Source organism: Arthrobacter jiangjiafuii, from assembly GCF_018622995.1.
Classification (GTDB): domain Bacteria; phylum Actinomycetota; class Actinomycetes; order Actinomycetales; family Micrococcaceae; genus Arthrobacter_B; species Arthrobacter_B jiangjiafuii.
Genome location: NZ_CP076022.1, coordinates 564,458 through 582,230, shown reverse-complemented (window position 1 = coordinate 582,230; position 17,773 = coordinate 564,458). Strand labels below are relative to the sequence as shown.

At 67.1% G+C, this 17,773-nt stretch carries 16 protein-coding genes and 2 riboswitches; of the genes, 8 read left to right on the top strand and 8 right to left on the bottom strand.

Going from position 1 to position 17,773, the window contains the following annotated elements; all coding sequences use genetic code 11:
• Positions 1–116: 116 nt before the first annotated feature.
• The 4 genes from KKR91_RS02905 to KKR91_RS02890 form a co-directional block, all read right to left on the bottom strand.
• Positions 117–893: an NlpC/P60 family protein gene (locus tag KKR91_RS02905; protein WP_210231703.1), complete on the bottom strand. Its 777-nt coding sequence runs from the start codon at positions 891–893 to the stop codon at positions 117–119.
• A 31-nt stretch (positions 894–924) separates the two neighbouring features.
• Positions 925–1,725: an NlpC/P60 family protein gene (locus KKR91_RS02900; protein ID WP_237687460.1), complete on the bottom strand. Its 801-nt coding sequence runs from the start codon at positions 1,723–1,725 to the stop codon at positions 925–927.
• A 3-nt stretch (positions 1,726–1,728) separates the two neighbouring features.
• A riboswitch (cyclic di-AMP (ydaO/yuaA leader) is annotated at positions 1,729–1,893 on the bottom strand.
• 119 nt (positions 1,894–2,012) lie between these two features.
• Entirely contained in the window at positions 2,013–2,786 is a 774-nt protein-coding gene (locus KKR91_RS02895; RefSeq protein ID WP_210231704.1) for a M23 family metallopeptidase, read from the bottom strand.
• Positions 2,787–2,788: 2 nt separating this feature from the next.
• Positions 2,789–3,002, bottom strand: a riboswitch (cyclic di-AMP (ydaO/yuaA leader).
• Between the two features lie 65 nt (positions 3,003–3,067).
• Positions 3,068–3,766 carry an iron-dependent transcriptional repressor DtxR gene (locus KKR91_RS02890; RefSeq protein ID WP_210231705.1) on the bottom strand — a complete coding sequence of 233 codons (699 nt, stop codon included), beginning with the start codon at positions 3,764–3,766 and terminating at the stop codon, positions 3,068–3,070.
• Between the two features lie 228 nt (positions 3,767–3,994).
• On the opposite strand from KKR91_RS02890, the gene serC reads away from it, so the two are divergent.
• Positions 3,995–5,122, top strand: a complete 1,128-nt coding sequence (gene serC, locus KKR91_RS02885; RefSeq protein ID WP_210231706.1) for a phosphoserine transaminase — start codon at positions 3,995–3,997, stop codon at positions 5,120–5,122.
• A 93-nt stretch (positions 5,123–5,215) separates the two neighbouring features.
• Positions 5,216–6,190 carry an IS481 family transposase gene (locus KKR91_RS02880; protein WP_210231847.1) on the top strand — a complete coding sequence of 325 codons (975 nt, stop codon included), beginning with the start codon at positions 5,216–5,218 and terminating at the stop codon, positions 6,188–6,190.
• 41 nt (positions 6,191–6,231) lie between these two features.
• Here the strand turns inward: KKR91_RS02880 and KKR91_RS02875 are convergent, their stop codons facing one another.
• From KKR91_RS02875 to KKR91_RS02865, 3 genes are read right to left on the bottom strand one after another with little or no spacing between them, the layout of a single operon-like run.
• The gene (locus tag KKR91_RS02875; RefSeq protein WP_210231716.1) at positions 6,232–7,506 is read right to left on the bottom strand and encodes an MFS transporter; all 1,275 of its coding nucleotides are present in this window, start codon (positions 7,504–7,506) and stop codon (positions 6,232–6,234) included.
• Between the two features lie 58 nt (positions 7,507–7,564).
• Positions 7,565–8,164, bottom strand: coding sequence for a DUF3027 domain-containing protein (locus KKR91_RS02870; RefSeq protein ID WP_237687459.1), 600 nt, complete (start codon positions 8,162–8,164; stop codon positions 7,565–7,567).
• A 14-nt stretch (positions 8,165–8,178) separates the two neighbouring features.
• Entirely contained in the window at positions 8,179–8,562 is a 384-nt protein-coding gene (locus KKR91_RS02865) for a cold-shock protein (RefSeq protein WP_210231717.1), read from the bottom strand.
• A 247-nt stretch (positions 8,563–8,809) separates the two neighbouring features.
• On the opposite strand from KKR91_RS02865, the gene KKR91_RS02860 reads away from it, so the two are divergent.
• The 6 genes from KKR91_RS02860 (at position 8,810) to KKR91_RS02835 (ending at position 15,984) form a co-directional block, all read left to right on the top strand.
• Positions 8,810–9,073, top strand: coding sequence for a hypothetical protein (locus KKR91_RS02860; protein ID WP_210231718.1), 264 nt, complete (start codon positions 8,810–8,812; stop codon positions 9,071–9,073).
• A 138-nt stretch (positions 9,074–9,211) separates the two neighbouring features.
• Positions 9,212–11,542, top strand: coding sequence for a helicase-associated domain-containing protein (locus tag KKR91_RS02855; protein ID WP_337925348.1), 2,331 nt, complete (start codon positions 9,212–9,214; stop codon positions 11,540–11,542).
• On the top strand, positions 11,535–13,181 hold the full coding sequence (locus tag KKR91_RS02850; RefSeq protein WP_210231720.1) for a DNA repair helicase XPB: 1,647 nt from the start codon (positions 11,535–11,537) through the stop codon (positions 13,179–13,181). Before KKR91_RS02855 ends, KKR91_RS02850 begins: the two co-directional genes overlap by 8 nt.
• A gap of 82 nt (positions 13,182–13,263) precedes the next feature.
• Entirely contained in the window at positions 13,264–13,977 is a 714-nt protein-coding gene (locus KKR91_RS02845) for a response regulator transcription factor (RefSeq protein WP_210231721.1), read from the top strand.
• A 3-nt stretch (positions 13,978–13,980) separates the two neighbouring features.
• Positions 13,981–15,474 carry a sensor histidine kinase gene (locus KKR91_RS02840; RefSeq protein ID WP_337925347.1) on the top strand — a complete coding sequence of 498 codons (1,494 nt, stop codon included), beginning with the start codon at positions 13,981–13,983 and terminating at the stop codon, positions 15,472–15,474.
• 219 nt (positions 15,475–15,693) lie between these two features.
• On the top strand, positions 15,694–15,984 hold the full coding sequence (locus KKR91_RS02835; protein ID WP_210231722.1) for a WXG100 family type VII secretion target: 291 nt from the start codon (positions 15,694–15,696) through the stop codon (positions 15,982–15,984).
• Positions 15,985–16,134: 150 nt separating this feature from the next.
• Here the strand turns inward: KKR91_RS02835 and groL are convergent, their stop codons facing one another.
• A complete protein-coding gene (groL, locus tag KKR91_RS02830; protein WP_210231723.1) occupies positions 16,135–17,772 on the bottom strand; it encodes a chaperonin GroEL in 1,638 nt (545 codons plus the stop codon).
• Position 17,773 lies beyond the last annotated feature (1 nt).

The window sequence follows — 17,773 nt, the reverse complement described above, 5'->3', positions numbered from 1 at the left end:
TTGCGGGTATGCGCCATTTTTCACGATGACCGCGGTTTTAACGCAGCCAAGGGCCCCTCCCGAAGGAGGAACCCTTGACTGGCGCCGGAAATCCGGCGGGGAAGCGTTGGAGGCTGTTAGCCGACGCGGATGTAGACGCCGCCGGAGCCGAGCTCGGCCGGTGCCACAACCGTGGACCCGCCGTTGAAGCCGCCGTGGACAGCCTGTCCGTTGCCGATGTAGACGGCAATGTGGGCCAGGCCCATGCCGCCGTCGGCGTAGTAGATCAGGTCGCCGGGAACGGCCTGGGAGGCGCTCACGGTGCTGCCCAGGGACAGGTAGCCGGCAGGCCAGTCGTGGAAGTTGATGCCTGCAGCTGCCAGCGCATTGGTGACCAGCATTGTGCAGTCCTGGCCGACGCCCAGCTGGGCGAGGGCGGCTGCGGCGATGATGGCAGCCGTGCCGGACGATGCTGCCGGGGCAGCCTGCACAGCAGACGTCCGCTCCATACCGGCCGGGGCAGCCTGCGCTGCGGCGGGGGCGTCCGGGGTCTGCTGGGTGGCAACCGTCTCGCCCTGGGGGGCCAGCTCAACTTCGGGCTCCGGAGCTTCGTAACCGGCGATGACACCGGCTGTGGCCGGGCGGTCGAAGTTCAGTTCCACGTTGGCCGGAACCGTCAGCGGTGCTGCCTTGGACAGATCCAGCGTGCTGGTCTGGACGTCGCGGACGACGTCGGTGCCGGCAGCGTTGGCGGCGACGCCACTGCTCAGGACAAGTCCTGAAGCGGCAACGACGACGGCGGCCTGGCGGCCCATGGTTCCTGCGTTGGCGGACACGGCCTGGGCCAGTGCGCTCAGCGGGGCGGTGCGTTCCACCGGCGCCCGGTGGCGGGCGCGCTCAATTGTCGATGACATGCTGGGGCTTCTCCGTTATCTACAAGTTGTCTTAGTTGACACGGACGAAGCTGGCGCCCGGCAGGTCGGAGAGGCTGTGCAGGCCGGTGTTCATGCCGTTGAGGCCACCGCTGATGACCTGGCCGTTGCCGACGTAGATGGCTACGTGACCGCCGGTGATGACGAGGTCGCCGGGCTGCGGGGAGCCGACAACGGAGCCGTAAGCGAAGAACTGGCCCGGGGCGAGGTCTCCGACGGACTTGCCGATGGAGCGCAGTGCCTTCTCGACCATGGCGGTGCAGTCCTGGGCAACGCCAAGCTGGCCGTAGGCGGCGGCGACAAGGGCGGCGCCGTATCCGCTGGCGGATACGTCGGCGGCGGGAGCTGCAACAGCGGCGGTTGTGCTGGCGGCCGGCGCGGCGGTGGCTGCGGCGGGGGCGCTCTGGGCAACCGTAACGGCAGCTGCCTGCTCGGCCTGGGCTGCGACTACTGCCGCGGCCTCAGCTTCGACTGCTGCTGCTTCCTCGGCTGCGATCTGGGCGCGCTGCTCTGCACCCGAAACGGAGGAGACGGCTTCAAGGGTGGCGAGCTCGAACGGTGCCTGCGCGGAGACGGTAACCGTTCCGGCGGCGGTCACGGCGCTGAGCGGCGTGGCGTCGAGGGCCTGGCGGTCGGTGCTGACGGCTGCCTGGGCGGGCAGGCCCGCTGCCAGGACGAGGCCGGAAGCGGCGACGACCACGGCGGCCTGGCGGCCCATGGTTCCAACGTTGGAGGTGACGGCCCGGGATAGAGCTGAAATGGGGCTCGTCTGGACGGTGGCCGCGCGACGGCGGCCGTGAGCTACTGATGACACAAGTTTGCCTCTCCCAATGCCTACGAGGTGAGCTGTCGGATTCGGATGGGAGTCACCCGGCTGCCGGACCAAAAGGTCCAAGCAACTTAACCCCTAGGGCTTCTTGCGAAACCCGAATGTGGTTCCCCCGCCTCTGCCATGCGATTTTGCGAACGGACTTCAAACAGTGGCAGAGCTCGGCGATCTGTTCGAAGGTGTCTGACCTTTAGGCCGATCAGGCACGAGGATGAGCGTACAACAAGAATGCCGATATGTCACGTTCCGGTCACGGAATGGTTGTCGTGCGGTTACAACCAGCCGAGCGGGTCCACAACTTCGCCGTTAACCATGACTTCAAAGTGCAGGTGGCAGCCGGTTGAGGCGCCGGTGCTGCCGCTGGCTCCGAGCAGGTCTCCGCGCTCAACTGTTGCGCCCACAGCCACGCCCAGCGCGGACAAGTGGTTGTAGGTCGTCTCCACGCCGTTGCCGTGGTCCACGACAATGCGGTTGCCGCCGCCGAAGCTGTGCCAGCCGGCTTCGGTGACGGTTCCGGAAGCTGCTGCGGTGACCTCTGTACCGCACGCGGCGGCGAAGTCCTGGCCGCGGTGCAGTTCTCCTGCGGTCCCGGTGATCGGGCTGACCCGGTAGCCGAAGCCCGAGGTCTGGACCAGGTCGGAGGAGAGAGGCGTGGCCAGCGTGCCCTTGGCTGCCCCGGCTGCCACTTCGGATCCCGCAGCAACGACAACCTGGCGCAGCTTGGCATCCGGATCAAAGGCACTGCTGAGGGCGGCGCGCTCAAAGTCGACACTGGCGTTGGGATCCACCGTGACAACGGGTTCCTCCACGGCAGTGGGCTGCATATCCTCGGGCGGCTCGCTGACTGCGGCGGTCGTGGGTAGTGCGGCGGTGAGGATCAGCCCCGAGGTGGCGGCGCCAATGGCGACCTTCTGCGCGGCACCACCGAGGGAACGGGATTTCACGGGTACGGCGGCGCGGCGCCCCGAGGCCTGGGAAGCCCGCGGGCGTGGAGCCGTGGCCGGAGCGGACGCGCGGCGCCTGCCCGGGGCAGCATGCTTCGACAAGTTGTACCTCTCTCATATGCCTACGAAGTTAGCTGTCGGATTCGAGTAGAGAAAACTCGGCCCCATACTCACCCCAGGCCACACGCACAAGGCGCGGCCGGTGATGATGCTGGAGGCTTCACCCCAAGGCAGCCTCAGCTGCCAAATGATGGGTCCTCCGCCCCTGCCTGATGTTTGCAATTCCGGGCCAGTGGCAGGGTTCGGCGTAAGGCCCGGATAACGGTGTTATTTCAGCGTCAGTTAGACACTATAGGGGAAAACGTGCAAAAGAGACCATTCCGTTACCCAACGGTGGAAACAAAGACGTGCGCGGCCACCTCGGGCGGCAGTTCCAGGGCACCTTCGTAGCCAGGAACCCGGACCGAGATGTAGCCGGCCACCACTTCCGCGCTCATGATGGCTCCGGGATGCAGCCCGGCCTCATCGAGCTGCCCCAGCAGCTCGGGCTCCACCTGGACCGGCTCGGCGAGGCGGACCAGCTTCAGCTTCGTTCCGGGTTCCACTGCTGCCACGGCTGCCACGAGGTTGGTGACTCCGTGGTGGAACAGCTCGGCGGGCGCCCCGCCGAGGGATTCGAGTCCGGGGATGGGGTTGCCGTACGGCGACTCGGTGGGATGCCCCAGCAGCTCGTAGAGCCGGCGCTCCACCCGCTCGCTCATCACATGTTCCCAGCGGCAGGCTTCTTCGTGGACGTAGGCCCAGTCCAGGCCGATGACGTCGGACAGGAGGCGTTCGGCCAGCCGGTGCTTGCGCATCACTTCCGTGGCACGCCGCCGGCCCAGCTCGGTCAGCTCCAGGTGCCGGTTCCCCGACACCACCACCAGGCCGTCACGTTCCATGCGCCCGACCGTCTGCGACACCGTGGGCCCTGAATGGCGCAGCCGTTCGGCGATGCGTGCCCGCAGAGCGACGATATTCTCTTCTTCGAGCTCCAGGATGGTGCGCAGGTACATCTCGGTGGTGTCGATCAGGTCCGTCATGGCAGGCCGCTCCTCTGTACTCGTGCGGATCATGAGAACAAACGGCGGACGCCGCCGCCACAGGTCATTACTGCCCTTACGTTAGCCCATCCCTTCGGGGTGCGGATAATTCCCTGCCGTAAGCCGTCTGTCCTGTCCCGCGGCTTAACGAATGGCTGGCCGCAGGGGCATTGGGGCAGAATGGAAAGGCACACCAGAGCACTCTGCCAACCTCTTGGAGCGATACACATGGGCGATGCCCCCGCACTGAAGATTCCCGCCAACCTGCTTCCGAAGGACGGAAGATTTGGCGCCGGCCCCTCGAAGGTACGTCCGGAGCAGATGGAGGCCCTCTCCCGTGCCGGCAGCACCCTCCTGGGCACCTCGCACCGGCAGGCACCGGTCCGCAACCTGGTAGGCAGTATCCGCCAGGGGCTCTCCGACTTCTTCCGTGCCCCCGAGGGTTATGAAGTTGTTCTCGGCGTCGGCGGCTCCACCGCTTTCTGGGACGTGGCCTCCTTCGGCCTGGTCCAGGACAAGGCACAGCACCTGTCCTTCGGCGAGTTTGGTTCCAAGTTCGCCGCAGCCACCAACAAGGCGCCCTTCCTCGCGGCGTCCTCCATCATCAAGGCCGAGCCGGGCACCCGCCCGCAGCCGGTGGCCGAGGCCGGAGTCGACGTCTACGCCTGGCCGCAGAATGAAACCTCCACCGGCGTTGCAGCTCCGGTGCAGCGGGTACAGGGAGCCGACGCCGGTTCCCTGGTGCTGGTTGACGCCACCTCTGCTGCCGGTGGACTGGACGTGGACCTGGCCGAGTCCGATGTCTATTACTTTGCGCCGCAGAAGAACTTCGCGTCCGACGGCGGCCTGTGGCTGGGGATGTTCTCTCCCGCAGCGCTGGAGCGGGCAGCGCGGATCAACGCTTCGGACCGCTGGATTCCGGATTTCCTGAACCTGCAGACGGCCATCGACAACTCCCGGCTGAACCAGACGTACAACACGCCGTCGCTGTCCACGCTCGTGACCCTGGACGCCCAGGTGCAATGGCTCAATGCCAACGGCGGGCTGGACTTCGCCACGGGCCGCACGGCAGACTCGGCCGGCCGGATCTATGCCTGGGCCGAGGCCTCCGACGTGGCCACACCGTTTGTTGCCCGCCCCGAGGACCGCTCCAACGTCATCGCCACCATCGACTTTGACGACAGCATTGATGCGGCAGCCATCGCCAAGACCCTGCGCGCCAACGGCGTCGTGGACGTCGAGCCCTACCGCAAGCTCGGCCGCAACCAGCTGCGCATCGCCACCTTCGTGGCCATTGAGCCTGACGACGTCAGCGCGCTGCTGAACTGCATCGACTACGTCATCAGCCACTCCTAGCTGTACTGAGACACCACGTTAGTTACACGTGAATAGGGTGAAGACCTCTTAGGTTTGGTGGTTACCACACACACCCGAACCTAAGAGGTCTTCATGTCCCACCGTAATGCCCGTCTGGCTCCGGCCGGAAGAATGATCCTGATCCAGCGCGTTACTTCCGGCCGGCCGGTAGCCCACGTCGCCAAAGAAATGGGCATCTCCCGGCCCACGGCCTACCGGTGGGTGAATCGCTACCGGGACGAAGGACTGCCTGGCTTGGAAGACCGTTCGTCGAAGCCGAAATCCTGCCCGCACGCCACCAGCCCAGCGAAGACGGCCGAGGTCCTTGCGTCCCGGACCGAGCACCGCACGGGGCCGGCCGATATCGCGGCACGCACCGGTGTCGGCGTCCGGACGGTCTCCCGGATCCTTACCCGTGCCGGGATGCCGAAGCTCTGGGATCTGGACCCGCTGACCGGGACCCGGATCCGTGCAGGCCGGGCGACCGAACGCCGGTATGAACGCGACGCACCCGGGGACATGGTCCACATAGATGTGAAGAAACTTGGCCGGATACCCGACGGCGGTGGCTGGCGGGCAGACCCGAAGCAATCCGCCCGCAACCACAACACCGGCCATACTCGGGTCGGGTTCGACTACGTCCACGTGGCCGTGGATGACCACTCCCGGCTCGCGTTCGTGGAAGTCCACCCCGATGAGAAAGGCTTCACCTGCGCCGGGTTCCTGGAACGGGCCGCAGCGTTCATGGCTGCCCACGGGGCGCCGGTGCAACGGGTGATGACCGATAACGCGTTCGCCTACCGCCTCTCGAACGATTTTCAGTCCGTACTCACCGCACTGGATGCCAAACACATTCTGATCAAGCCCCGCCATCCGTGGCAGAACGGCAAAGCCGAACGCTTCAACCGGACCCTGCAGGAAGGCTGGGCCTACCGGCAGGTCTTCGACTCCAACCAGGCCCGAACCGACGCGCTGGGACCGTGGCTAGACTTCTACAACCACCAACGCCCGCACACCAGCCTCGGAGGCAAAGCACCCATCACCCGGTGCAACCAACGTCCTGTCTGAGTACAGCTAGCCCGCAGCGGCGCACCAGCAGGACCCGGACGCTACAACAGGTTCGGGTCCTGCTCCGTCTCGCGGCTGGTCAGGTGCAGCCTGCGCGGCAGCGTGCGGTCGTAGTGGATCCGCAGGTGGTAGGCCCGCCATGCCCAGACAAAGCCGATGACGGCGGTGATCAGCCCCGAGGCCGCTGCGACGCCCAGGCTCCAGCGCGGACCGAAGCTGTTGGACACCCAGCCCACCAGCGGCGCGCCGATCGGGGTTCCGCCCATGAAGATGGCGAAGTACAGCGCCATCACCCGGCCACGCATCACCGGGGTCGTGGTGGTCTGGACGTAGGCGTTGGCACTGGTCATCAGCGTCAGGGCAAACAGCCCCACGGGCACCAGGGACACCGCGAACCACAACAGCGTCGGCGCGGAAGCCGCCAGGAGGCAGGCCAGCCCGAAGGCGCCGGCAGCACCGAAGATAAAGCGGAGCCGGGGCTTGGCGCGGCGCGCCGAGAGCAGCGCCCCGGCCACCGATCCGATGGCCATGACCGAATTCAGCAGCCCGAAGACCCCGGCGTCCTGGCCGAATTCGGTCCGGGCCATCGCGGCTATATATACGGCAAAGTTCAGGCCGAAGGTGCCCACGATGAAAATCGCCAGCAGGACCATGATGAGGTCGGGGCGGTATTTGACGTAGCGCAGTCCCTCCCGGATCCGCCCCTTGCCCGGAGCGGCCTTCGGCAGGGTGCGCAGCTCGCCGCTGCGCATCTTGAGCAGTGCCAGGACCATCGCCGCAAAGGTGAACGTGTTAATGAGGAACACCCACCCCGGTCCCACTGCCACGGTAAGCAGGCCGGCGACGGCGGGCCCGACCATCCGCGCTCCGTTAAAGGAGGCGCTGTTGAGCGCGACGGCGTTGGGCAGGTCGGCCTCCCCGACCACTTCGGAGACGAAACTCTGCCGGGCCGGGGCATCAACCGCGGAGACCATGCCCAGGGCCAGGGCGAAGGCATACACATGCCAGAGCTGGGCGTGGCCGGAAAGCACCAGCACGCCCAGGCCCAGGCCCAGTGCTGCCATGGACACCTGGGTGAGCAGCAGGACCTTCCGCCGGTTGTAGGTGTCCGCGATCAGGCCCGCCCACGGCGCGAGCAGAAGCTGCGGACCCAGTTGCAGGGCCATGACGATTCCCATGGCCGCGGCGTCCTGTTCGGTCAGGATGTCGTAGACCAGCCAGTCCTGGGCGGTCCGCTGCATCCAGGTACCGATGTTGGAGACCAGCGCCCCCAGGAACCAGATGCGGTAGTTGAAGAAGCGAAGCGAACGGAACACTGCTCACCACCGGCCGAATGGATTCAGGGCGGTGACTACCAACAAGCCCGGCACAGCGTTATTCGTCCTCCTGCGTTCCCGCCCCGTCAGGCCAGGTGGCGTCGGCACCGGGGCCGGCATCTGCGTCGGGGTCCGTTTCCGGTTCGTCCGAAGCCCCCTCGGCGCCGCGCCCGTTCTCGGCGTCGGCGCGAAGGCTGGCGCGCTCAGCCTCCTCGGCCTGGGCTGCCTCCTCGGCCGCTACGTCTTCGGGCCGCACGCGCTCGGACCACGGCACCCACTCGGGCGCCAGGACGGCGTTCTCCGACGGGAGCAGGCCCACTTCGCAGACCGTGACAACCTTGCCCCGGGGCACGCGGGCCACCGTGGCGTACCAGTGCCAGCCGTTGTAGCCGGGCCGGTGTGCCACAAAACGATGGGTTACCAGCCGTTCGGCATCCGGGGTGGCACCGACGTATTCACCGATCTCGGCGGCAGGAACAACCTCGAGCAGTCCGGCCCGCGCCGTGTCCACGGCAGCGGCGAGCAGGGCATCGGGCTTGGAGGGACGTCGCGCCGCGCGCCGCCGTGCGGTGGCAGCGGTCGCGTCTGCGGCCCCGGCCCCGTCAGTGCCCGCATCGGTCCCGATAGGTTCAGAAGATGATGTTGCGCTCATGGTCATGCAGCGACTCCGCCTTAAACGTCCAGGTCGTCGGCAACGGCACGCAGAACGGCCGCCACCTTGGTGGCATGCTTCTTGTCCGGGTAACGGCCCTTGCGCAGGCCGTTGGAGACTGCGTCCAGCAGTTTAATAAGGTCTTCGGTGATGACCGCCATGTCATCGGCGCTCTTGCGCGTGGCCCGGGCTACGGACGGCGGAGCCTCCAGGATCCGGGCCGAGAGGGCCTGCGGTCCGCGCCGGCCGTCGGCCACGCCGAACTCCATCCGGGTTCCGGGCTTGACCTCCGTTACCCCGGCGGGCAGGGCCGAGGCGTGAAGGAAGACTTCCTGCCCCTCGTCCGTGGCCAGAAACCCAAAACCTTTACCAGTGTCGAACCACTTGACCTTGCCGATGGGCACTTCGGTTACCTCGTTCTTAGCTAATGGGTGCGTACAGCGATGCCTGCCGCAGTGTCTGCAACCCGCGGTGCCAAACGCGCGCAGTGAACGCGCGGCCCGGTCCTGCCGGGGAATCCGGCACTCCCAGAGATACTACGGGAGTGATACTACGGGGAAGCCTGTTTCCTTTAGAATATCCCGCCCTGGTATTCCTTTCCCCTGCCCGCCCTTTGGACCCGGGCATTTTCCGCTGTTAGCGTTAAAGGCCATGGACACCAGCACGCCCCCACAGGGCAGGACCCCGAATCGAACCTCTCCGTCAGGTTCACCGCTGCGCCGGAGCGTGACCGGCGCTGCCGCCCTGTTGGCGGTCCTCGGGCTGCTGAGCCTGGGCGCCGTCCTGCTCTCCGCACTGCGCGGTGAAAGTGTCTGGCCCGGCTTTGCCGCCGGAGCGATTTACCTCCTTCCGGTGGCGTTTGTGCTGATGGCAGGGCTGGTAATTGACGGAATCCGGCGCCGACGCCGCGGCTAAGCCGCCTTTTTTGATGCGCCGTCGGGTAACGTGGAGACGATGTCCGCGATCCGAGCATTAGCCGAAGATCTAGCCTCACGCAGCGACGACCAGCTGCGTGAATTGCTCGCGGCCAGACCGGATCTGATACTGCCGCCGGTGCCCGATTTCCAGGCCCTCGCGGCACGGGCCTCGACCCGGATCAGCGTGCAGCGGGTGCTGGAGAAACTCACCGCGCCGCAGCTGCAGGTCCTCGAGGCCGTGGACCTGACAACCAACGAAGACTCCCATCTGAGCACCACGGCGTCGTGGTTGAAAAGCGCCATCGCCGGGTCCACCATCAAGGCGTTGGACGCCATCCTGAACCATCTTCATGCCCTGGCCCTGCTGCGCCGGGCCACCCCCCATCCGGGAGCGCCCCGCGCCGACGCCGGCCGCCGGTTCTATCTGCCGGTCTCGGTGCTGGGCGAAGCCCTCGGCGCGTATCCGGCAGGGCTCGGCCGGCCATATTCCACTCTTGCCGTCCAGCAGCCGGATTTCGGCCAGCGTTTGGTCGGGATCGTCGAGGGCCTGCGGCGCACCGGTATTGACATGGAAAGGGCCGACACCCCTGCCACGGCAGCCCACTCGCTGCACCATCTGGTCTCCGACCCGGCGGGCTGGGCAACCCTCATGGCCGGCGCGCCGCCGGCGACGCTGGAGCTGCTGCGGCGCTTCAAGTACTCACCCGTGGGGGCGATCCCGAAGAAGGCGGCCATGGGGCGGGCTGTCCTGGACAACCCCTCCCCCACTCCGGTGGAGTGGCTGGTGGCGCGCGGCCTGCTGGTTCCGCTGGATGCATTGCACGTGGAGCTGCCCCGCCCGGTGGGGCAGGCGTCCCGCGGGCACGTGATCGTGGCCGATTTCAAGCTTCAGCCGCCGACTCCGCAGACCCGCCGGGTGGCGGACAGTATCCGGGACAACGCCGCTTACGGTGCGGTTGCGGAAACCCTCCGCTTGGTCACGGAACTCCTTGCCCTGGCCAAAGCCACTCCCATCAGTACCCTGCGCTCCGGCGGGGTCGGTGTGCGCGAGGTCCGGCGCGTCTCCGAGGCTCTGAGGATCGATCCGGCGGCCACCGCGTGGCTGTTGGAGCTTGCCGCACTGGCAGGGCTGCTCTCCCTCGATGTCACCACGTCCCGGTGGTGCGCCACGGAAGAGGACTGGCTGACCCAGGACCGGCACGACCAGTGGCGCCGGCTGGTCCAAGCGTGGCTTGACGCGGACCGGGCGCCGTCGTTGGTCGGCAGCCCGCTGCCCGGCGGCAGCACCGTCAATGCCCTCGCGGCCGAAGCATCCCGCCCGGACGCGCCGCTGGTGCGGCAGCGGGCCTTGGAGATGCTCGCTGCCCTGGCGGCCGACGACGTGCAGGAAGAGGGTGCCAGCGGAGCGCTCGACGCCGAGGGGCTGGTCAGTGCCCTGACCTGGCACCAGCCGCGGCTGCAGCGGCGGTTCGCCCGCCTGGTCCCGGGCATCCTGAAGGAGGCAGCCCAGCTGGGACTGCTTGGCTCAGGCGCTCTCACGGAACTCGGCTTGGCCGCGGCGGCCGGGGATTGGGAACGGGCCATCAAGCACCTGCGCGGAGCCCTGCCGGAGCCGTTGAACTCCTTCCTGCTCCAGGCCGACCTCACGGCAGTGGCCCCCGGCTATCTGGAGCCCGGCGTCGCCCGCCGGCTGGCCGCCGTGTCCGTCGCCGAAGGCCAGGGACCGGCCACCATCTACCGCTTCTCCGCCGACTCCATCCGCCGGGCTTTGGACAGTGGCCTCGACGCCGCCGGGATCCTCGACTTCCTGCGCCGGCACTCGGCCACTGAAGTGCCGCAGCCGCTGGCGTACCTCGTGGAGGACACCGCTGCGCGCTATGGCCGGCTGCGGGTAGGCGCCATGGCGTCGTATCTGCGCAGCGACGACGAAGACGGGCTGACCGGGCTCCTCGCCGACCCCCGCACCACGGCACTTGGACTGGTACGGCTCTCCCCCACCGTCGTCGGCTCCGTGGCCAGCGCCCAGGAACTCTCCTACACGCTTCGGGAGCTGGGCTATTCCCCCGCGCTGGAAGGCCGGGCACGCCCGGTCGCCGGCTCGCATGCCCATCCCCCAGTGACGCTGGCGCCGTCGAAAACCCGGATCAATCCCTGGGAACTGACCGACGACGACGTCGCGAACCAGCTTGCCGCCCTGCGCGGGAGCGGGCCTCCGGTGGCCGGACGCAGCGACAGTGAACCGCTGGTGGGCCTGGAGATCCTGCGCGAGGCCATCCGCACCCGGCGCTCCGTGCGCATGGGCGTCGTGGACAGCCAGGGGAATCAGCGCCAGGAGATTTTTGTTCCCCTTTCAGTTGGAGAGGGCAGGGTGCGGGTCTACGATCCGCGCCGAGACGTGGAACGAGTGGTGTCAGTGCACCGCATCATGGATGTAGAAACAGTGGAGGATAGCCCGGCACATGGCTGACGGACCGTTGATTGTCCAGAGTGATAAAACCATTCTGCTGGAAGTAGACCACCCCCAGGCCACGGAGGCCCGGCATGCCATTGCCGCCTTTGCCGAGCTGGAACGCGCCCCCGAGCACATCCACAGCTACCGGCTGACCCCGTTGGGCCTCTGGAACGCCAGGGCCGCCGGCCTGGACGCGGAACAGGTGCTGAACACGCTGCTTATGTACTCCCGCTTCCCGGTGCCGCACTCGCTGCTGGTGGACATCGAGGAAACGATGTCCCGGTACGGCCGGCTGCGGCTGGAAAAGGACCCGCAGCACGGGTTGGTGCTGCGGACCACCGACTATCCGGTGCTCGAGGAAGTGCTGCACGCCAAGAAGATCCAGCCGCTGCTGGGTCCGCGGATCGACGGCGAAACCGTGGTGGTGCAGTCATCGATGCGGGGCCAGCTCAAGCAGCTGCTGCTCAAGCTGGGCTGGCCGGCCGAAGACCTCGCCGGCTATGTCGACGGCGCACCGCACCCGATCCTGCTGGATGAGGACGGCTGGGCCCTGCGCCCGTACCAGAAGCTGGCGGTGGAGAATTTCTGGGCCGGCGGCTCCGGCGTCGTCGTCCTGCCCTGCGGTGCGGGCAAGACCCTCGTGGGTGCGGCGGCCATGGCCACCAGCGGCACCACCACCCTGATCCTGGTCACCAACACGGTCTCGGCGCGGCAGTGGAAGGATGAGCTGCTCAAGCGCACCTCCCTGACCGAGGACGAGATCGGCGAATACTCCGGTGCGGTCAAGGAAGTCCGGCCGGTCACCATCGCCACCTACCAGGTGCTGACGCTCAAGCGCGGCGGGCTGTATCCGCACCTGGAGCTGCTGGATGCCAATGACTGGGGCCTGATCATCTACGACGAGGTGCATCTGCTGCCGGCACCGATCTTCCGCATGACCGCTGACCTGCAGGCCCGCCGCCGGCTGGGCCTGACCGCCACCCTGGTGCGTGAGGACGGCCGCGAAGGCGAGGTGTTCTCGCTGATCGGGCCCAAGCGGTACGACGCGCCGTGGAAGGACATCGAGGCGCAGGGCTACATCGCGCCCGCCGAGTGCATCGAGGTCCGGGTGGACCTGCCCCGCGACGAGCGGGTGGCGTACGCAATGGCCGAGGACGGCGACAAGTACCGACTGTGTTCCACCTCCGAAACCAAATCCGCCGTCGTCGAGCAGCTGGTGCGCCGGCATGCCGGCGAGCAGACCCTGGTGATCGGCCAGTACCTGGACCAGCTGGACGAACTGGCCCAGCGGCTCGACGCCCCCGTGATCAAGGGCGATACCCCGGTGAAGGAACGCCAGCGGCTGTTCAACGAGTTCCGCGAGGGCCGGCTGACCACCCTGGTGGTCTCGAAGGTCGCCAACTTCTCCATTGACCTGCCCGAGGCGTCGGTGGCGGTGCAGGTCTCCGGTTCCTTCGGGTCCCGGCAGGAAGAGGCCCAGCGCCTCGGACGGCTGCTGCGGCCCAAGGCCGACGGGAAGTCGGCGCATTTCTACACCGTGGTGGCCCGCGACACCCTGGACCAGGACTTCGCCGCGAAACGGCAGCGCTTCCTGGCCGAGCAGGGCTACGCGTACTCCATCCTGGACGCCTCGGATATCGAAAAGCCGGTCTAGCGCGCGTCCTGGCGCCTTTTGGTCCAGATTCCGTTCAGCATACCTACAGACAACGCACAGCTAAATGTAAGAAACTGGGGAAGTGAATAAATCATCCGGACCTGAAGCTCGTCTCCTCGTAGTGGATGACGAGCCCAACATTCGCGAGCTGTTGTCCACGTCGCTGCGCTTCGCCGGTTTCGACGTCGTCGCCGCAGCCAACGGGCGCGAGGCCCTGGCCGCCGTCGACGCCCACAGCCCGGACCTCGCGGTCCTGGACGTGATGCTTCCGGACATGGACGGCTTTACGCTGACCCGCCGCCTGCGCGCCGCCGGCCAGCACTTCCCGGTGGTCTTCCTGACCGCCCGCGACGACACCGAAGACAAGGTCACCGGCCTGACCGTCGGTGGAGACGACTACGTCACCAAGCCGTTCAGCCTGGACGAGGTGGTGGCGCGGATCCGCGCGGTCCTGCGCCGCACGCAGCCGCTGGACGACGACGACGCCGTGCTGCGCGTGGATGACCTGGAGCTCGATGACGACGCCCACGAGGTGCGCCGCGGCGGAGTCACCATCGACCTCTCTCCCACCGAGTTCAAGCTGCTGCGCTACCTCATGCTCAACCCCAACCGAGTGCTGTCCAAGGCCCAGATCCTGGACCATGTCTGGGAGTACGACTTCAACGGCGACGCGTCCATCGTGGAGTCCTACATTTCCTACCTGCGCCGCAAGATCGACCGCAGTCCCGACGCTCCGGCGCTGATCCAGACCAAGCGCGGGGTCGGCTACCTGCTGCGGACGTCGGAGAAGCGCTAAGCCTTGCTCCGCCGTTGGAAATCGGCCTCGCTGCGCACCCAGCTTGTGGCCATCATGGCCGTGCTGATGGTGATCACGGTGACCATCACGGGACTGGCGACCATCTATGTGCTGCGCCAGATCCTGGTGGCCCGGCTGGACGTTGAAATCGATGACAACGCCCCGGCCGTATCGCGCTATCTGATCTCGAACGAACCCGCCACCGATACCTCCCTGTTCCAGTTCTACGGCCTGTACCTGGCCGACGACGGATCGCACGGCCCGGAGACGCATTCCGATCCCCGCGTCGATACGCCGGTGGTGAAGAACTACACCGCTGAAGACGTGGCCCGCCTGGACCAGCAGGGCGTCAGCGTCCCGGGGTCTGCCCCGGGCAGCAAGGGCTGGCGGCTAAAGGTGTTCTCGATCGACAGCTTCCCCGGCTCCATCGTGGTGGCCGTGCCCCTGGACTCCGTTGCAGCCACGGTGGATGAGGCAGCCTCACTGGTCTTCTCGGTGGGCCTGCTGGGCACCCTTGGCGCCACCGGCATTGCGTACTGGGCGGTATCCCGCCAGTTCCGGCCGCTGAGCCAGGTGGAGAAAACCGCAGCCGCCATCGCCGCCGGTGACCTGTCCCGGCGCGTCGACGTCGGCAACCCGGCCACCGAGATCGGCCGCCTCTCACGGTCCCTGAACGCCATGCTGGCCCACATTGAAACCGCGTTCGCGGCCCGCACCACCTCGGAGCGGAAGATGCGCCGCTTCGTCCAGGATGCCTCGCACGAGCTGCGCACGCCGCTGGTCACCATCCGCGGCTTCTCCGAGCTGTACCGCCACGGGGCACTCCAGAAGCCCGAAGAAGTGGGTGCCGCCATGGGCCGGATCGAGAGCGAGGCCAAACGGATGGGCCAGCTGGTCGAGGATCTGCTCACGCTGGCCCGCATCGACGAGCAGCGGCCGCTGGAATACGAGCCCGTGGACCTGATGCTGCTGGGCAACGACGCCGCCATGGACGCCCGGGCCAGTGCCCCCGGACGGGAGATCAAGGTGGTGGGCCTGGACGGACAGCAGCCCCGGCCGGCACCGACCATGGGCGATGAAGCGCGGCTGCGCCAGGTGGTCGCGAACCTCATGACCAATGCCCTGCGCTACACCCCGGACGGGTCCCCGATCGAGGTGGCCGTGGGCGTGGCCCCGGTGATCCACAACCGTTCCGATGCGGTGTTGGAAATCCGGGACCATGGTCCGGGCATCTCGGAGGAGGACGCCGCCCGCGTCTTTGAACGCTTCTACCGCGCCGATTCCTCCCGGTACCGTGAAACCGGCGGGACCGGGCTGGGGCTGGCGATCGTGGCCGCACTGGTGGCCCAGCACGACGGCACGGTACGCCTCAGCGAGACCGAGGGCGGCGGTGCCACCATGTCCATCCGCCTGCCGTTCCGGGCGCCGGAGGACCTGGACCACGACGGCGGCGACGGCCATGGTGACGACGACGGCGCCTGGCCGGCCAGGTCCTAGCCAGCCGGGTCTCAGCCGGCCGGGTCGCAGCCGGCCGGCTGACCGTTCTCGGCCTGCCGCCACTCGTCCTGCCCGATAACCGGGCTGCATGTATCCCGCCCGGTGTTCTCCACAAGTGCCCGCGGCTGCCCGCGGCCGACAGTCCTGCAGCCCTACCCTCGGAAGCGCAAGGACAACCCGGCCGGCAACCGCAGCGGCCTTTCTGCGAGGGGAGACACCATGGCAAGAGTTTCAGTGGACAGCGAGGCGCTGGCCGCCAAGAGCGCGGAGCTCCGCGGCACCATCGACCGGCTGCAGGCGGAGATCAACAGCATGCAGTCGGGGCTGCAGTCGCTTAGCGAATCCTGGCAGGGGCAGGCATCGGCGAACTTCCAGTCGCTGGTGGCGCAGTGGCGCAGCACCCAGGCACGGGTGGAGGAGTCGCTGGCGAGCATCAACCAGGCCCTCGCCTACGCCTCCACCCAGTACGCGGAAACCGAAGCGGCAAACACGGCCTTGTTCCGGCACTGACTTAAGACCAAAGGCGCAGCATCCGGATCGGATGCTGCGCCTTTGGTGTTTGCTGCCTGCCGGCTTGCGCCGGCAAACTGCGCTGACCGGGTTGGCTGCCCGCGGTACCGCTGCCTGGCCGGCGGCGGCATCGAGGCAGCCCGGGGGCTGCTAGAAGCCGCCCATACCGCCCATGCCGCCCATTTCGTCGCCGCCGCCCATAGCCGGTGCTGCCTTCTCAGGCTTGTCGGCGACAACTGCTTCGGTCGTGAGGAACAGGCCGGCGATGGAAGCCGCGTTCTGCAGGGCAGAACGGGTAACCTTTACCGGATCGTTCACGCCGGCTGCGAGCAGGTCTTCGTACTCGCCGGTTGCTGCGTTCAGGCCCCAGCCCTCCGGCAGTCCGCGGACCTTGTCGACAACAACGCCCGGCTCCATGCCGGCGTTGAAGGCAATCTGCTTCAGCGGGGCGTCAATGGCAACGCGCACGATGTTGGCGCCCGTGGCTTCGTCACCCTCGAGGTTCAGGTTGGCGAACGCCTTCAGGCCGGCCTGGATCAGTGCAACGCCGCCACCGGCGACGATGCCTTCTTCAACGGCTGCCTTCGCGTTGCGGACAGCGTCCTCAATGCGGTGCTTGCGCTCCTTGAGCTCCACCTCGGTTGCCGCTCCGGCCTTGATGACTGCAACGCCGCCGGCCAGCTTGGCCAGGCGTTCCTGCAGCTTCTCGCGGTCGTAGTCGGAATCGGAGTTCTCGATCTCGGCGCGGATCTGGTTGACGCGGCCGGCGATTTCATCGGGGTCGCCTGCGCCTTCCACGATGGTGGTCTCGTCCTTGGTGACAACAACCTTGCGGGCCTTGCCGAGGAGGTCCAGCGTGGCGTTTTCCAGCTTCAGGCCGACTTCCTCGGCGATGACCTGGCCACCGGTGAGGATGGCGATGTCTGCAAGCTGTGCCTTGCGGCGGTCGCCGAAGCCCGGAGCCTTGACGGCAACGGACTTGAAGGTGCCGCGGATCTTGTTGACGACCAGGGTGGCCAGGGCTTCGCCCTCAACGTCTTCGGCGATGATCAGCAGCGGCTTGCCGGACTGCATGACCTTCTCCAGGACGGCAACGAGATCCTTGACGTTCGAGATCTTGGAGTTGACGACCAGGATGTACGGGTCCTCGAGGACGGCTTCCTGGCGCTCGGCGTCAGTGACGAAGTATCCGGAGATGTAGCCCTTGTCGAAGCGCATACCTTCCGTGAGCTCAAGCTCAAGGCCGAAGGTGTTGGACTCCTCGACGGTGATGACGCCTTCCTTGCCGACCTTGTCCAGTGCCTCGGCGATCAGGTCGCCGATCTGCTGGTCACCGGCGGAGATGGAAGCCGTGGCAGCAATCTGCTCCTTGGTTTCGATTTCCTTGGCGGAGGCGAGCAGCTCGGCGGTGACGGCTTCGACAGCCTTCTCGATGCCGCGCTTCAGGCTCAGCGGGTCGGCGCCGGCGGCAACGTTGCGCAGGCCTTCCTTGACCAGGGCCTGGGCCAGGACGGTTGCCGTGGTGGTGCCGTCGCCGGCAACATCGTCAGTCTTCTTGGCAACTTCCTTGACCAGCTCGGCGCCGATCTTTTCGTAGGGATCGTCGAGCTCGATCTCCTTGGCGATGGAAACGCCGTCGTTGGTGATCGTGGGGGCGCCCCACTTCTTCTCGAGGACAACGTTGCGGCCACGCGGGCCCAAGGTGACCTTCACGGCGTCGGCGAGGATGTTCAATCCACGCTCAAGGCCGCGGCGGGCCTCTTCGTCAAATGCAATGATCTTGGCCATA

Excerpts from the sequence above, each read along its gene's own strand:
- KKR91_RS02905 (WP_210231703.1), bottom strand. The coding sequence starts at position 893 with ATGTCATCGACAATTGAGCGCGCCCGCCACCGGGCGCCGGTGGAACGC.
- KKR91_RS02890 (WP_210231705.1), bottom strand. The coding sequence starts at position 3,766 with ATGACGGACCTGATCGACACCACCGAGATGTACCTGCGCACCATCCTG.
- serC (WP_210231706.1), top strand. The coding sequence starts at position 3,995 with ATGGGCGATGCCCCCGCACTGAAGATTCCCGCCAACCTGCTTCCGAAG.
- KKR91_RS02880 (WP_210231847.1), top strand. The coding sequence starts at position 5,216 with ATGTCCCACCGTAATGCCCGTCTGGCTCCGGCCGGAAGAATGATCCTG.
- KKR91_RS02870 (WP_237687459.1), bottom strand. The coding sequence starts at position 8,164 with ATGACCATGAGCGCAACATCATCTTCTGAACCTATCGGGACCGATGCG.
- KKR91_RS02860 (WP_210231718.1), top strand. The coding sequence starts at position 8,810 with ATGGACACCAGCACGCCCCCACAGGGCAGGACCCCGAATCGAACCTCT.
- KKR91_RS02850 (WP_210231720.1), top strand. The coding sequence starts at position 11,535 with ATGGCTGACGGACCGTTGATTGTCCAGAGTGATAAAACCATTCTGCTG.
- KKR91_RS02835 (WP_210231722.1), top strand. The coding sequence starts at position 15,694 with ATGGCAAGAGTTTCAGTGGACAGCGAGGCGCTGGCCGCCAAGAGCGCG.
- groL (WP_210231723.1), bottom strand. The coding sequence starts at position 17,772 with ATGGCCAAGATCATTGCATTTGACGAAGAGGCCCGCCGCGGCCTTGAG.